Annotated in this window: 12 protein-coding genes; 2 read left to right on the top strand and 10 right to left on the bottom strand. The window is 42.8% G+C overall.

From position 1 onward, the window contains the following. The first annotated feature begins 3 nt into the window (after positions 1-3). The gene (gene fabR / locus AC0KVP_RS07320; RefSeq protein WP_473340457.1) at positions 4-699 is read left to right on the top strand and encodes an HTH-type transcriptional repressor FabR; all 696 of its coding nucleotides are present in this window, start codon (positions 4-6) and stop codon (positions 697-699) included. Between the two features lie 38 nt (positions 700-737). On the opposite strand, the gene AC0KVP_RS07315 is transcribed toward fabR, so the two are convergent. From AC0KVP_RS07315 to AC0KVP_RS07280, 8 genes are all read right to left on the bottom strand, one after another. Further along, on the bottom strand, positions 738-1,553 hold the full coding sequence (locus AC0KVP_RS07315) for an alpha/beta fold hydrolase (protein ID WP_126036218.1): 816 nt from the start codon (positions 1,551-1,553) through the stop codon (positions 738-740). A 139-nt stretch (positions 1,554-1,692) separates the two neighbouring features. Next, the gene (locus AC0KVP_RS07310; RefSeq protein WP_005399638.1) at positions 1,693-1,959 is read right to left on the bottom strand and encodes a PAAR domain-containing protein; all 267 of its coding nucleotides are present in this window, start codon (positions 1,957-1,959) and stop codon (positions 1,693-1,695) included. A 160-nt stretch (positions 1,960-2,119) separates the two neighbouring features. Continuing rightward, positions 2,120-4,957, bottom strand: a complete 2,838-nt coding sequence (rapA, locus tag AC0KVP_RS07305; RefSeq protein ID WP_473339991.1) for an RNA polymerase-associated protein RapA — start codon at positions 4,955-4,957, stop codon at positions 2,120-2,122. A gap of 136 nt (positions 4,958-5,093) precedes the next feature. Beyond that, positions 5,094-5,738 (bottom strand): RluA family pseudouridine synthase, encoded by a 645-nt coding sequence (locus tag AC0KVP_RS07300; protein WP_473339989.1) that lies wholly within the window; start codon positions 5,736-5,738, stop codon positions 5,094-5,096. 174 nt (positions 5,739-5,912) lie between these two features. Further along, on the bottom strand, positions 5,913-7,028 hold the full coding sequence (locus tag AC0KVP_RS07295; RefSeq protein ID WP_473339986.1) for an ABC transporter permease: 1,116 nt from the start codon (positions 7,026-7,028) through the stop codon (positions 5,913-5,915). A gap of 19 nt (positions 7,029-7,047) precedes the next feature. Further along, positions 7,048-8,178 carry an ABC transporter permease gene (locus tag AC0KVP_RS07290; protein ID WP_473339983.1) on the bottom strand — a complete coding sequence of 377 codons (1,131 nt, stop codon included), beginning with the start codon at positions 8,176-8,178 and terminating at the stop codon, positions 7,048-7,050. A gap of 10 nt (positions 8,179-8,188) precedes the next feature. Then, complete coding sequence (locus tag AC0KVP_RS07285) at positions 8,189-10,000, bottom strand: ATP-binding cassette domain-containing protein (protein WP_473340455.1); 1,812 nt, start codon at positions 9,998-10,000, stop codon at positions 8,189-8,191. A gap of 17 nt (positions 10,001-10,017) precedes the next feature. Next, positions 10,018-11,040, bottom strand: a complete 1,023-nt coding sequence (locus AC0KVP_RS07280) for an HlyD family secretion protein (RefSeq protein WP_473339980.1) — start codon at positions 11,038-11,040, stop codon at positions 10,018-10,020. 110 nt (positions 11,041-11,150) lie between these two features. On the opposite strand from AC0KVP_RS07280, the gene AC0KVP_RS07275 reads away from it, so the two are divergent. Continuing rightward, the gene (locus tag AC0KVP_RS07275) at positions 11,151-11,786 is read left to right on the top strand and encodes a TetR/AcrR family transcriptional regulator (RefSeq protein ID WP_004693547.1); all 636 of its coding nucleotides are present in this window, start codon (positions 11,151-11,153) and stop codon (positions 11,784-11,786) included. On the opposite strand, the gene AC0KVP_RS07270 is transcribed toward AC0KVP_RS07275, so the two are convergent. Together AC0KVP_RS07270 and AC0KVP_RS07265 are read right to left on the bottom strand one after the other, a co-directional pair. Further along, positions 11,777-13,531: an amidohydrolase gene (locus tag AC0KVP_RS07270; protein WP_473339975.1), complete on the bottom strand. Its 1,755-nt coding sequence runs from the start codon at positions 13,529-13,531 to the stop codon at positions 11,777-11,779. The two genes, AC0KVP_RS07275 and AC0KVP_RS07270, sit on opposite strands and share 10 nt — an antisense overlap. 153 nt (positions 13,532-13,684) lie before the next feature. Further along, positions 13,685-14,569 (bottom strand): LysR family transcriptional regulator, encoded by an 885-nt coding sequence (locus AC0KVP_RS07265; protein WP_010326540.1) that lies wholly within the window; start codon positions 14,567-14,569, stop codon positions 13,685-13,687. Positions 14,570-14,623 lie beyond the last annotated feature (54 nt).

Raw genomic sequence — 14,623 nt, 5'->3', positions numbered from 1 at the left:
AATATGACACCGACCACCATTCAAACCCATACAACCAACACAGAGCATGAAGCTTCAAAAAAACATGCACCAGTGCTTGCACGTAGTGTTGGTCGAAAAGCAACGATTACAAAAGATGAACTGTTTCAAGCTGCTTTAAATTTGATTGGTCCTGAAAAAAGTATTGCATCCCTGAGCTTGCGTGAAGTCGCACGTGAAGCAGGCATTGCGCCGAATAGTTTTTATCGTCATTTTAAAGATACCGATGAACTAGCTATCGAGTTAATTGAACGTGCAGGTTTTGTGCTACGCCAAATTTTGCATGAAGCACGGATTAAGGCCATTCGCCAAGAAAGTATTATTCGTAGCTCAGTCGAAGTTTTTATTGAACAACTCGATGCTGATGATGGCAACTTAAGCCTGCTATTACGCGAAGCATATACGGGTTCGGCATCTTATAAAAATGCGGTCGAAAGACAGTTGAATTATTTTCAACAAGAACTCAAAGATGATTTAATTCGTTTAGAACGTTTAAATAATAGCAAACTCTTCCACCCTGAATTGGTGTCCATGGCAATCACCCAATTGGTTTTCAATATGGGTGCCAAAGTGATTGATATGCCAAGTGTAGAGCGTAAAAAAATGGCTGAGCAAACCATGATCATGATTCGCATGATTTTGGAAGGTTCACGTCATTTGGATGAAGCGATGATTCGCTAACCTGTGATTACACCCAACAGATTCGCTGAAATATCTGATTATTTGTTTCGCTGTTGCTCTTTAATGAGCTGGTGCACAAATTCGGCGGTCTGTTTCGGTTGTTCAAGCGGAAACATATGCCCGCCTTCAAGCACACTATAGTCGATCGCATAGGTTTTTTTCATCCCTTGGGGTAAACCTTGCTTATAGAAATGGCTATCTTTTGCAGTCAACACATGAATCGGCATATCAGGTGCTTTGCGTGGGGTACGCCACCACCATGCAGGCACTGTCCTGAAGATCTCAGCTTCAGTATGTTTGGGAATGGTTAGCGTCACCCCATTTCGAGTCGGATCACTTTTTAAACCACACGCTATAAAGTCTGCAAAACACTGTTCATCAAAGTCTTTAAAAATACGATTCGGTCTGAGCACCTGACTGGCCTGCTCAATACTTTCCCAATGATCACGCCGTTTGACGGTCACCGCAGCTGGGGTAAGTTTTTCAATGGACTTTGATCCCAGCTTTTGTAACGCTTCAAATAAAAAGGCCTTGGAACCGATCACAAACGGTGGGTCCATGATAATCACTTGCGAAAACAACTGTGGTTTTTTATAGGCCGCCATAAGTGTGAGTAAAGAGCCAAAAGAATGCCCTAAACCAATCACTTGTTGCCGTGGAAACTGCTGTTCAATATCTGAAATAACTTGATCCACCAACGCTTCCCAACGGTATTCCACGGGATAGTGAGGATCTAGACCAATCATCGGGATCGCTTTGACATCAAAATCTTGATTTAAAAATTGGAAGAATTTTTGATAGCTGCCCGAGGGAATGCCGTTTGCATGGGTAAAGTGTAAGGCTGGTTTGCTCATGTCATTCAGATCTATTGTTTTATAGCCTATTTACCATAATCGTTTTTCAAACTAAACGAAATGGCGCAGGATGAATCCTAAGTCATGGACTTTGATCACTTCGGCCAATTTTTAAAAATATTCTGGGATAGATCTGAGATCACTTTGCAGAAACAGTTAGATTTTGATTGCCTAAGAAAGTAGCGCCACAGTTGGTTTTGTCTCCTGCAATCACCACAGCACGCCCCAAGACCGTTGTACTCTGATCTGCTGCAATCGCAGAAACCACCATTCGACACTTTGGACAAAAGTGCTTCATTCCATTTAAATGCACAGCAATACCATTGATCACAAAACTGTTTTCACACTCAGTGACTATGCCACCATGTGTTGTTTTTGAACCCATTGTTACTAGAGCTTTAGACATAATTTATTGTTCGATACATTAGAGTTTTAATGGCGAAAATTCTAGCATAAGCAAGCGCTTAAAATTTCAATGAATTACTTTTCAAATACAACTTAGACATCCCTTTTTTAAGGATCCATTAAAAAAGCACCCAAAGGTGCTTTTCATACAGCAATTCCAATTATGGTTTAACCACAACCATCACTTGAATTGCTTCTGGTGTGACCGTTAGGCCATCGAGCAAACCTAGACCTTCTTTTTGCAGTTTTTGTAGACGTGAAATTTCATCTTCACGAATACTCGGATTAAACTGCTTTAAGTAAGTCAGGCGGTCAATTTCGTATTGCCACTTACTGCCGTAGACTTCTTTCGCTTGTTGCACAAAGCTCGGTAAAGCCGCGCGTGCAAGCTCTAAAGCTTGTACATAACGCTGTTCAATCACTTCACGGCGGGCTTTCACGACTTGACGACAGCTATTACCATCCAAATGATGCAAGTACGGTTTTAAAATTTCAGGTGCAATTTTCTGCGACAGGTCTTGACCCTTTTCACTCAACAAAACGCGAACCAGCTGCTGCGGTAAGCTTGAAGGCAAATTCAAAGCTTTCGGTGCAACTACATCGACCTTAAACCACACTTCTAACAACACAGAACCTTGTGGTAAAGCCGCTGACTTCAACACTGCAACGTTGGTACTACCAAAACCTTGAGTGTTGATCATTTCCATCACACTTTCAGTAAATGGATGTTCAAGGGTTAAATACTGAGCATCTTCACGTATCTGAGCTTGATCGCGGTAGAATGTCGCAGTCATACCTTCTTCGTCCAAGGTTAAACCTTGAACTTGCATTTGATCGGTTGGTTTAATGATGACTGTACCGTTGCTTTGCTCGTCAAAATCAATGTTTGTCGACGCCATAAAGCGCTTCATAAACATTGGCAAAGTGGTGTTGTCATCATAAGACTCAAGCGCTTGTACAATTTCTTGCGCCACAATTGGACGACAAGAGTTGTATTCAAGTAAACGGTCACGACCTGATTGTAACTCTGCTTCTAAGGCTTCACGTTGTACGCTAACTGCTTCGAGTAAGTCATCAAACTGCTGACCTTTATCTGTCAGTAAACAATCTTTCAATTCAACAATAAAGTTTTCTTGTAAAGTTTGAGCAGTTGGCGAGATATTACTGAAAATATTTAATGCTTCGTTATACCAACGGAACATACGTTCTTGTGCTGTACCAATCAGATACGGCACATGAATTTGAATCCGATTTTCTTGACCAATACGATCTAAACGACCAATACGTTGTTCAAGTACATCTGGGTTCGCAGGCAAGTCAAATAAAATCAAATCTGAAGCAAACTGGAAGTTACGACCTTCAGAACCAATTTCAGAGCACAGTAAAATTTGTGCACCATAAGATTCTTCAGCAAAGTAAGCCGACGCTTGGTCACGCTCAAGTAAACTCATGCCTTCATGGAACATTGCAGTACGAATACCCGCATGTAAACGGAGTACGTTTTCAAGTGCTTCAACCACGGGACCAGTACGTGCAATAAGCAACACTTTTTTGTGTTTTAAGTCTGTACGTAGTTTTTCCATGAGCCACATGACACGCGGGTCAGCTTCCATCCACGCACCGTCAAGCTGTGCTTCTTCTGGCCACATTTGTTCACGCAATTTACCGTCTTTAGACCAATTTTCTGGTGCAGGCAAAGGCGCAGGTTGACAGTCACGACCTGGGAAACCTTGAATGGCCTCACGGGTGTTACGGAACAAAATACGCCCTGTACCATGACGGTCTAAAAGCTCATGAATGGCACGGAAACGTTGTTCGGGTGCATCTTCAATACGATGTCCTAGCAAACCTTCTAATGCAGCTAAATGCCCTTCTTCAAGTGGCATATCTGACATCAGTACTTCCGCAATTTTTGCAGTTTGTTGATACTGGGTTTCTTCATCCAAGAAACGATCCAATGAGCTAAAACGTTGTGGGTCAAGTAAACGTAAACGCGCAAAGTGACTTTCCACACCCAGCTGTTCAGGAGTTGCCGTTAATAGCAAAACACCCGGTGTTTTTTCTGCTAACTCTTCGATCAAGTCATAGCGGTCATTACCACCATCTTCTTCATTCCACATCAAGTGATGTGCTTCATCGACCACCAACAGATCGAAACCAGCTTCTAGGGCTTGTTCACGCAAGTCATCATGGTCAATCATCAAATCGATTGACGCAATAATGCATTGTTCAGTCAGGAATGGATTCAGTTCAGGATCATGTTCTTTGATTGAAGCCGTACGGGTTAAATCAAATAATGAGAAGTTCAAATTGAAACGACGACGCATTTCAATCATCCACTGATATTGCAGTGAATCGGGTACCAAAATCAGGATACGTTCTGAACGACCCGTTTTAAGCTGTTGATGGATGATTAATCCAGCTTCAATGGTTTTACCTAAGCCCACTTCATCGGCTAAAAGGACACGGGGAGCAAAACGCTGACCCACTTCGTGTGCAATATACAACTGATGAGGAATCAAACCGACACGTGAACCGACCATGCCACGTAAAGGGCTCGACTTCATATTGGCTTGCATCAGCATTGCTTCAATACGTAAGTCGTACCATTCTTTATAGTCAATTTGGCTTGCCAATAAGCGATCAAGCGGTTTAGACAGCTGAATTTGAGCGCCAATGCGAGTCTCATTCAGTGATTTACGTTCTTCCGTACTATCTTCTAAGCGACGAACAACATTATAACGCACCACACCATGACGGTCTTCATGTGATTCAACCGTCCACTTGGTGCCTTCTTGATCTTGTAATTCATCGTTCACGTTAAAAATGATACGTGATAAAGGTGCATTATTCCGTGCATATACACGTGTTTCATCACTTTTAGGGAATAAGATGCTGACAGATCGCTCATCTACATCAATAAGAACTCCTAAACCGAGTTCCGTTTCAGTATCTGATAACCAACGTTGACCAATAGCAAACTGCTGCAATTTTTCCACCTTCATCTACAAGTTAGGACTGCAAATTTAATGCTCAAACATTGTTTGATATTTGAGCAAAATTATACACCTTTAAGCAATATATTTTGACATAAAGCTCACTAAAAAAGTGAGCAAATTTGATGATTCCACGTACTTAAAATGGTACTGGACAAATAAATTCGATACGTTCATTGGTTTGGGGATGATGAAAACTCAAACGCTCTGCGTGTAAACACAAACGCGGCATCAAATCTTGCTGGTCAGGCGCAGCATAGAGCGTATCTCCCACGATAGGATGACCTAAAAACTGCATATGTACACGAAGTTGATGTGAACGCCCTGTAATAGGGGTGAGCGCCACACGAGTCACGGGCTGACCCTGTATTTCAAATTGTTCAATGGCTTTCCACTCAGTCACAGCAGGCTTGTTATGACTGGGCTCTGCAATATGTAACGGTGGACGGGATGGATCATAAATCACAGGCACATCAACAGTGCCCTGACCCTCTAGATGACCAGCCACAATCGCTTGATAGGTTTTATCGGTTTGGCGCTCTTGAAACTGACGAGAAATGTTTTTTTGTCCCCAACGGCTGAGACCAAAAACCAAGATACCCGAGGTATCGCGATCAAGACGGTGGATTAGTAGAGTTTTAGGTTCTAGTTTGACTAAACGATTGATCATACAATCTTGTAAGTCTTCTGTCTTCCCCGGAACGGTGAGTATACCTGCAGGCTTATGGATGACCATAAAGTCTTCATCTCGATGAATCAGGTGTTCGGTTAGAAAATTACTCAAGGTTCCATTCCAAGCTGATCGCGAAAACAAGCGGGCAATAATAAAAAGCTTAAGCAAGAAATACAATGCAAAAATCGTTTTTTTTAATCATGAACCGATATTGATTGCATTATTTAACGTCAAATGCCTGATCACAGTCTGTATCGATAAGCGATACATAGAGATATCAATCTATTATGACAAACGATTTCGAAATAACCACGCAGCCAAAGGCAAGGTAATTATGGCTAATACCAACATCGGTACAAAGTCCCATTTCACTTGCGCAAAACTCGCACCTTCCAAATACACCCGTTGTACCAAGTCTATGCCAAAGCGTAACGGGTTGGCATAAGTCAGCCAATTCAATACTTCAGGCATATTTTGCACAGGAGTTAGTAAACCAGATAAAAGTGTCAAAGGCATGATCAAAAAGAAAGTATACAGCATGGCTTGTTGCATATTCAGTGCAATTGCTGAAATCGACAGTCCCACACCCACAACGGCAATATTAAAGGCAAATAATCCAAAATAAAGTAAGGTCAAGGAGCCATTCATCGGGATCTGGAACCAGAACAGAATAATCGCCAAAATAATGGAAGATTGAATAACCCCAATAATAATCGGCGGAATGGCCTTACCAATCATAATCTGCGTCGGGGTATAAGGTGTAACTAATAGCTGATCAAAAGTCCCTTGTTCACGCTCGCGTGCTACTGAAAGTGCCGAAAGTAACAGTGTCTGCATCATACTTAAAGTTGCAATCAGAGATGGCATGATGCCCCATCTCGACTCGACATTCGGGTTATACCATGTCCGCGCTTGTACCATAATCGCTAAGCTAGTTCCCAATCGTTCTTGATTGACCTGCCCCACCACACTACTGATGTAAGAGCCCGCCATACTTGCGGTCGATGAGTTTCTCCCATCTAGAATCACTTGAATCGGCGAAGCCTCTTGATTATTGAGCTTATCTTCAAAATCAGCAGGAATGGTGATAACGGCCAAGGCTGTTCGATCATTAATCACCTGTTGGATTTGTTGATTATTTTGCAAATCTGCTGTTCGTTTAAAAATTCCTGAACCATCTAAATGCGCTAAAACTTGTTGTGAGCTTTGGCTTCGGCTTTGATCCAGCACGGCATAATCAACATGATTCACATCATAACTTGCGGCATAACCAAACAAGACCGCTTGGATAAATACAGGCGCGATTAAGGTCACCCGATTGGCAGGATCGACTAAAATGGCTAAAAACTCTTTTCGGATCAGCACCCAAAGATAAAGAAACCAGCGCATTAACGTTGCCATAACACCATTTTTCCTTTCGTTAGCCCAAGCGCTTTTTCAGTGTACGCGCGGTCATTGCTGTGAATAGCACGATATAAATCAATAAAATGCCACATTCTTTGAACCATAAAGACCAATCATCACCACCGAGTAATAGAGTTTTAATCAAAGTCATATAGTGCGTTGCAGGTAAAACATTGCTGATGATTTGCACAATTAGCGGTAAGTTCCGTGTATCAAACACAAAACCTGAAAGCATTAAAGCAGGCATAAAGCTGGCAAGCAGTGCCATCTGACTGGCTTGAAACTGACTTTTTGATAGACCTGAAATCATCAGACCCAGCAGTAACGACACCATTAAATATAAAAAAGAGGCACTCATAACAGAGAGCAGTGATGCGCGAATGGGTACATCAAACAGAACATGTGCTGCAACTAAGCACATCACAATATCGATCATCCCAATCACGATATAGGGCGCCAGTTTTGAAAGTACAATTTCTAGAGGACGTACGGGCGTAACATATAATGCTTCTAAAGTGCCACGCTCGCGCTCACGTGCAATCAGTAAACCTGTTAAAAATGCGCCGACCAAGGTCAAAATCAAGACAATTAAACCCGGCACTAAAAACCACGTACTATTGGCGGACTCGTTAAACCACATACGTTGTTCAACCGTGATAATGCCACCCACCGAAGCTGCATTGGTTCGGTCTGCTTGTATCAAGCTGGTGGTATTGAGCGCACTGGTAATATAACCCTGCAAAGCCGAAGCAATACTGGTCGAACGGCCATTCGTAATGACCTGAACAGCACCCACTCCCTTTGCATATTGCTCCGCAAAGTTGCTGGGTATATTGACGATGGCATCAATTTCCGCATTGCCTATTGCAGCTTCAGCTTGGCTAAAACTTGGATAGTGCTTGACAGTAATGTATTTAGAGCCGTTTAGCCCACTCATCAGTTGCTGACTCTGTGGTGTGGGTTGTTGCTCCACCACCCCGACGCGTCCGTTGGTTAAGTCGAAAGACAGCCCATAACCAAACAACAAAATTAAAATAATCGGTAAAATGAAACCGATCGCCATACTACTTTTATCACGAAGCAGCTGTTTGGATTCTTTACGTGTCAAGGCAAACAGTCGTGTCCAGAAAGCTGAGAAATGATTCATCTGACGCTCCTCAGTGAGCCTGCATGTCTGCACGGGACTGTTCAACGATGGCAATAAAAGCGCCATTCATATCGTTTACACCCTCTAACTGTGCCATCCCACGAATCTGTTGAGGTGTGCCAATCGCCAGCAACTTCCCTGCATCTTGAATCGCAATCCGATCACAATATTCAGCTTCTTCCATAAAGTGTGTAGTCACAATAATAGTCATGCCTTGGTTCGCTAGCTCTCCAATGGTGTACCAAAAAGAGCGCCTTGCTAATGGATCAATACCACTGGTCGGTTCATCCAAAAATACAATTTCAGGCTGATGTAACAGTGCTGCTGCCATCGACAAACGCTGTTTAAAACCATTTGGTAGATCACCGCTTTTAGCATGTGGCTTAAGTTCAAACTGAAGCAATGCTTTATCAATTTGCTGCTTTAACTGTTTGCCCGATAAGCCATAAGCGCCACCAAAAAACTTTAGATTATCCAGTACGCTCAAATTGCCATACAGGGCAAACTTCTGCGATACATAACCAATTTTTGCCCTTGCCTGTGCACGAGCTGTGCGCAAATTCATGCCTGCCACTTCCAACACACCACTGCTGGCGGGCAGTAAGCCACAGAGCATACGAAACGTCGTGGTCTTACCTGCACCATTGGGGCCAAGTAAACCAAAAATTTCGCCTCGAGATACATCAAACGAGGTACTGGCTACGGCGGTAAAGTCGCCAAAAGTGCGTACCAAATCCTTCACCACAATCACAGGTTTCTCGAGCTGTTGTTTTACATCCTGCTTTGTTTTCACTTGTGGTGGATCAGGGTTTTCTATCAAAGTTATTGAAGGGTCTAAAGCTAAATTTTCCTGTGCCAATACCGTTTTTTGAATATGCTTCGCCTCATGTAAAAGCAACATAAATGCATCTTCTAACTCTGCTGGCCTCTGTTCCGCAACAACACCTTTGGGCAAGAGATCTACTGGAAGTATGAGGCTTTCAGTTCGCGTAATAAAACGCACTACATCTCCTTTAGGAACTGCATCGGCAATATAATGTTTATGATCAAGTAAATGTGCTTGTAACACCCGCGCCTTCATGTCAGGACTGGGTTTTACTTGCCATGTTTGTCCCTGTGCCTGAGCCGTCAATTCGTCGGGTGTACCTTGCTTTAAGACTTGCCCATCCAACATGACATAAACCTGATGACAGCGCTCAGCTTCATCCATATACGCAGTACTGAGGATGACACTCAAGTTCTCCTCCCTCACCAACTGTTCAATGATGATCCACAAATCACGGCGCGAGAGTGGATCGACACCAACACTTGGTTCATCCAACAGCAATAGTTCAGGTGAACGGACTAAAGTGCAGGCCAAACCTAACTTCTGCTTCATGCCTCCAGAGAGTTTTCCTGCGGGACGCTCTGTAAAGCGCGCCAAGTCGGTAATCTTGAGCAAACGTGCAAAACGCTCCTTGCGAACATCCATTGGCACGCCATGCAAATCCGCATACAAGTCTAAATTTTCTTGAATACTGAGGTCTTCATACAAACCAAACTTTTGCGGCATGTAACTGATACTATCTTGCACAGATTGTGGATCTTTGGCGAAATCCATTCCTAAAACCTCTAAGATTCCAGCAGTTGGCTTATATAAACCTGCGATCAATCTTAAAAATGTGGTTTTACCTGCACCATCAGGCCCAACCAAAGCCGTTAGTTGTCCTGCCTTGATCTGTATATTTATGCCTTGCAAAGCCTGCACATCATCCAAACCTTTTTGTTCTGCTTTAAATATTTTGTTTAAATCTGTGGCAATCACAATGCTCTCTACTGACATCGACATACTCCCCTGCCTTAAGGATTGTTCGTGACAGTTGAACAAGATGATTTGGCTATGTTCACCGTTACAGGTTGTCCCATTTTTAACTGGTCATTTGGGTCATCAACATAAATTCGGACTTCATAGACCAACGTTGTGCGTATATCTTCGGTCTGTACCGTTTTTGGGGTAAATTCAGCAACAGACGAGATATAACCAATTTTTCCTGTGATGGGCTGATCTGGTTGTGAGTCACGAATGACTTGGGCTGCTGCGCCCATGTTGATATGCCCAAGATCCGTTTCACTGGCATAGACACGCACCCACTTAGGATGGATCAGGGCAATGGTATAGACGGACTTGTTTGAAGTCGTCATATCACCGACTTCTTGTAAACGTGCACGAATTACGCCATTAACAGGTGCCAGCAGCTTACTTTGCGTAATTTGATAATCAATCAAATCAAGATTGGCCTTGGTCGACTCATATTGTGCTTTAGCCGCTTCACGATCTTCTGTGCGCGCACCTTTCAAAAGTAGCTCTAGGTTGGCTTTTGTTTCACCGACGGCCGCTTCCGCCATTTTCATATTGCTTTTTGCAGCATCAACCTCTTGCTTACTCACCGCTTGACCCGCAGTACTCCGATTTAAGACATTTAAACGTTGGTATTGTTTATCGGCATTTTCAAATTGGGCTTGGGCAGACTGTACTTTCGCTTTCGCTTGGGTAATCTCTTCAGGTCGATTGCCCGCAGCTTGCTCATTTAAGGTTTGCTGTTGAACGTGTAACTGCGCTTGGGCTTGCTGTGCTTGTATAGTAAGCGAGTCAGTATTCAGTTCGGCAAGAACCTGACCTTTTTGAACGCGATCGCCTTCTTGAACAGCCAAGCTTTGAATACGTCCAGCCGTTTCAAATGCCAGCGAGACTTGTCGAATATCAACATTGCCATATAACACCAGATGATCGGGATCGGCTTTGTCTCGACTGAACCACAACAATGCAGCCGCTACTGCAATGAGCAACACCCCAACCAGCAGTATGAACTTACTTTTGTTCATGCACACCAAACCTTCGCTTAGTTTTAATACAAGTTTAAATTTAATTTAAACTATAACAATTCAGTTAAGAAAGATATACTTCAAGTCTAAATTTTGATGCAGAGTAAATAATGTCTAGAGCTGGACGTAGCGATGGTGATTTAACCAAATCGAAAATTTTGGATGCTGCTGGCCGCCTAATTGCTCAGGATGGTTTTGCAAAAACCACGAGTAAAGCTATTGCCAAGCTGGCCGAAGTCGATTTAGCTGCCATTAACTATCACTTCGATGGTCGTGATGGCTTATATCGTGCCGTACTCGCCGAAGCACATACGCATTATATTGATGAACAAGAACTCTTGACCTTGCTTAACAGCTCTAAAACGCCCACTGAAAAACTGGAAGCTTTTTTTGAAAGCCTAATCGGTAAACTGGTTGAAACCGATGTCTGGCATAGCAAAGTATTTGTTCGTGAACTTTTTTCACCGACTACCCACCTATACACGTTTATGCAAAATGATGGTGCGCGAAAGTTTCTTTTGGTTAAAAAAATTATTAGCCAAGTTTCAGGGATTGATGAAAATCACCCTGCACTTTTACCTTGTGTACTCAGCACAGTTGCGCCCTGTATGATGTTGATTTTGGCAGATGCAAATGGACCAAGCCCACTTAAAAATGTCTCCAAGCTTGAACCTGCGCTTTTGGTCAAACATCTCATGACCTTTTCAGTCGCAGGTTTACAAGCCGCTAAACAACTTTATCTTTGATAAACCAACTGTCCTTGCTTATAGGTTGCAAGGACTTTGATATCTTTGATTTTAGACGGATCAATTGTGATTGGATTGTCACTTAAAACAACAAAGTCACCGTATTTCCCAGTACTTAATGTGCCTTTGATGTCTTCTTCAAAATACTGATATGCAGCCCAGTCCGTCATCGTTTTAAGTGCGATATACGGACTAACTTTTTGTGCCTCACCCAAAACTTTGCCTGTTCGCGTGGTGCGATTAACGGTTGCATCCAGCACCATCATACTTTTCGGTGGGATAACAGGGGCATCATGATGCTCGGTGAAAATCATGCCTTTTCTTAAGGCTGAACCTGTTGGTGAGATGTGTTCAGCACGCTTTTCACCTAAAGTTTGTGCTACATGCCAGTCGCCCCAGTAGTAGGTATGCAAAGAAAAAAATGAGGGGATCAGGTGAAGCTGTTTCGCCCGATCCAGTTGATCCTCTCGCATGGTTTGCGCATGAATAATCACATCTCGTCGCTGTGGGGCATCATATTTCTTTTGCGCATTGGCAATCACATTAAGGTATTGATCAATCGCGGCATCACCATTGGCATGTGCCAAAATTGGCCATTGTTGCTCGAAAGCCAAATCAATCATGTGCTGGACTTTTTTTTGCTCTGGAAATGCAGGATAGCCACGATAGTTCTTATCTTTCCCTTCAGGCGGAACCACATAGGGTTCAGTTAACCATGCTGTTTTACCTTGGGGTGAACCATCTAAGCTAATTTTCACGCCACCAATTCTAAAGTGATTGACATAGTTTTTGCTTACTCCTTTTTCAAGCATATACGCCTGTTCTGAACTGATATCAGGATAAGAGACAACATCGATGGCTAATTTGTTTTGATTGGCCAAACTGCGCCAAAGTTCTGAAGTACCACGATCAGCTCGTCCTTCTTGTACCGTGGTGTAACCATTTTTCATATAGGTCTGTACCGCAGTCAATGCCATCTGCTGCATCATTTCAGGTGGAACCGTTTTAAAAGCCTGTAACATGGCCTCAATCACAACACTTTCTTCCAGTACACCATTCGGAATATTGGTCCCGACTAGGCGTCGAATCACCCCACCACTAGGGTTACTACTTTTTTCATTAATGCCTAACAACTCTAACGCTTTATGATTTACAGAGGCCAAATGCCCTGACTGATGCAAAATCAGCACCGGTTGAGTCGTTGAAATCTGATCTAAATCTGTGGCTGTCGGATGGGCTTTCTCTTGTAGCTGGGCATCATCATAACCATTGCCAATAATCCAGCCAGAAGTCGCTTGGACAAAAGTTGGATTTTGCTTTGCCCACGCCTTCATTTCTTGGATAAGTGTGGCAATACTCACCACCTTGCCATCTGGCGGCGGATATAAATTTGCCACAGTTTGCTGCATACCGACAGAGTTTAAATGGCTATGGGCATCAATGATGCCAGGGATGACGGTCTTGTGATTCAAGTTCAAGCGTTTAGCCTGTGGCGCAAGCTTTTCAGCCTCAGACAATGTGCCTGTATAACGGATCTTTCCATCTTGAATTAACATGGCATCGACATAGCTGGGCTGCATGCCTTGCATGGTTAAAATGGGGCCACCATAGACCAATAAGGCATTTTGCGTCTGTTGTTGTGTGTTTGAAGCGGTGCTAGACGGACTGGTTGTACAACCACTCATCAGTACTACAGAGGAAGAAAGTAGAGCCGTAAGTACAAAAGAAACTTTATTAAAAAGCATGGGTTAAACACCTCATATTGCTAAATATTATATTTTGCTCCATACGAGCATTCGTTATAGGTATAAAACTTTAAATACAACACATCATCACTCTACCTTAGCACTTTAAGCCGGCTCTTGTCAGGCAGAATAAGGTGCTCAATATTCAACAGATTATTGCAATAACTTTAAGATGTGTTGCAAACGGACATTGTCTATATTTTCTTTATACACTGCATAAATCGGCGCAATACATGGGTTATTGGCCTTAAGCGTTTTATAAACAATCTGCTTATTCCAAAAGTCACGGATGGCCTCAGGCACGATGGATAGGCCAATCCCCGCGGCAATCAAGTTTAAGCTTGAGGTTAAACGTGGCGCTTCTTGTACAATTTTGGGACTAAATCCAGCTTGGTAACAACTGGCCAAAATATTATCAAATAAATCTTGCCCAGCTAAACGTCGGTACAACACAAAATCATGCGGTTCAAGATCCAGCAAATGAATCGGTTCGGCTTGTTCAGCCAAAGGATGATTATTTGGTAAAGCCACAATGAGCGGCTCATCTAGTACATGTAGACTGGTTAAACCAAGGCCAATGGGTGCAGGTTTGCGTAAGAACACAATGTCATTTTTTTCATTACTAATGGAGTCAATCAGCGAGCTACTACCATCTTCTTCCAGATGAATTGAAACACGTGGAAAAGTTTCCCGAAAGTTACGCAGCAAAGCTGGCAAAAATGGATGTAAGCCAACCGAGTTGGTAAAGCCAATATTAATCTGACCTTCGACCCCTAAAGAAATATCCTGCACACGTTTAGGAATCAACTGTGCATGCGCTAATATCGCAAGGGCTTCTTTGTACAAAACCTTGCCCGCTTCTGTCACCTCAACACCACGCGGCAAACGCTTTAGCAGTTGAGTATTCAACTCTTCTTCCAAGCTTTTGATAATCCGTGTCAACGGTGGTTGTTGCATATTCAAACGAACAGCAGCATGCGAAATATTACTTTCTTCTACCACTGCAACAAATGCTCTGAGTTTATGGATATCAATCATGTCTGCCCCATTAAACATACTTTTTCAGTATATATAACGTCAAAAATAGCATTT

The sequence above is a fragment of the Acinetobacter sp. DL27 genome (assembly GCF_055810995.1).
The sequence above is the reverse complement of the archived record's forward strand: the minus strand, read 5'-3'. Positions and strand labels throughout refer to the sequence as shown.

Coding starts and splice junctions, on each gene's coding strand:
- fabR (WP_473340457.1), top strand. CDS start 4: ATGACACCGACCACCATTCAAACCCATACAACCAACACAGAGCATGAA.
- AC0KVP_RS07315 (WP_126036218.1), bottom strand. CDS start 1,553: ATGAGCAAACCAGCCTTACACTTTACCCATGCAAACGGCATTCCCTCG.
- AC0KVP_RS07310 (WP_005399638.1), bottom strand. CDS start 1,959: ATGTCTAAAGCTCTAGTAACAATGGGTTCAAAAACAACACATGGTGGC.
- AC0KVP_RS07295 (WP_473339986.1), bottom strand. CDS start 7,028: ATGGCAACGTTAATGCGCTGGTTTCTTTATCTTTGGGTGCTGATCCGA.
- AC0KVP_RS07290 (WP_473339983.1), bottom strand. CDS start 8,178: ATGAATCATTTCTCAGCTTTCTGGACACGACTGTTTGCCTTGACACGT.
- AC0KVP_RS07285 (WP_473340455.1), bottom strand. CDS start 10,000: ATGTCAGTAGAGAGCATTGTGATTGCCACAGATTTAAACAAAATATTT.
- AC0KVP_RS07280 (WP_473339980.1), bottom strand. CDS start 11,040: ATGAACAAAAGTAAGTTCATACTGCTGGTTGGGGTGTTGCTCATTGCA.
- AC0KVP_RS07275 (WP_004693547.1), top strand. CDS start 11,151: ATGTCTAGAGCTGGACGTAGCGATGGTGATTTAACCAAATCGAAAATT.
- AC0KVP_RS07270 (WP_473339975.1), bottom strand. CDS start 13,531: ATGCTTTTTAATAAAGTTTCTTTTGTACTTACGGCTCTACTTTCTTCC.
- AC0KVP_RS07265 (WP_010326540.1), bottom strand. CDS start 14,569: ATGATTGATATCCATAAACTCAGAGCATTTGTTGCAGTGGTAGAAGAA.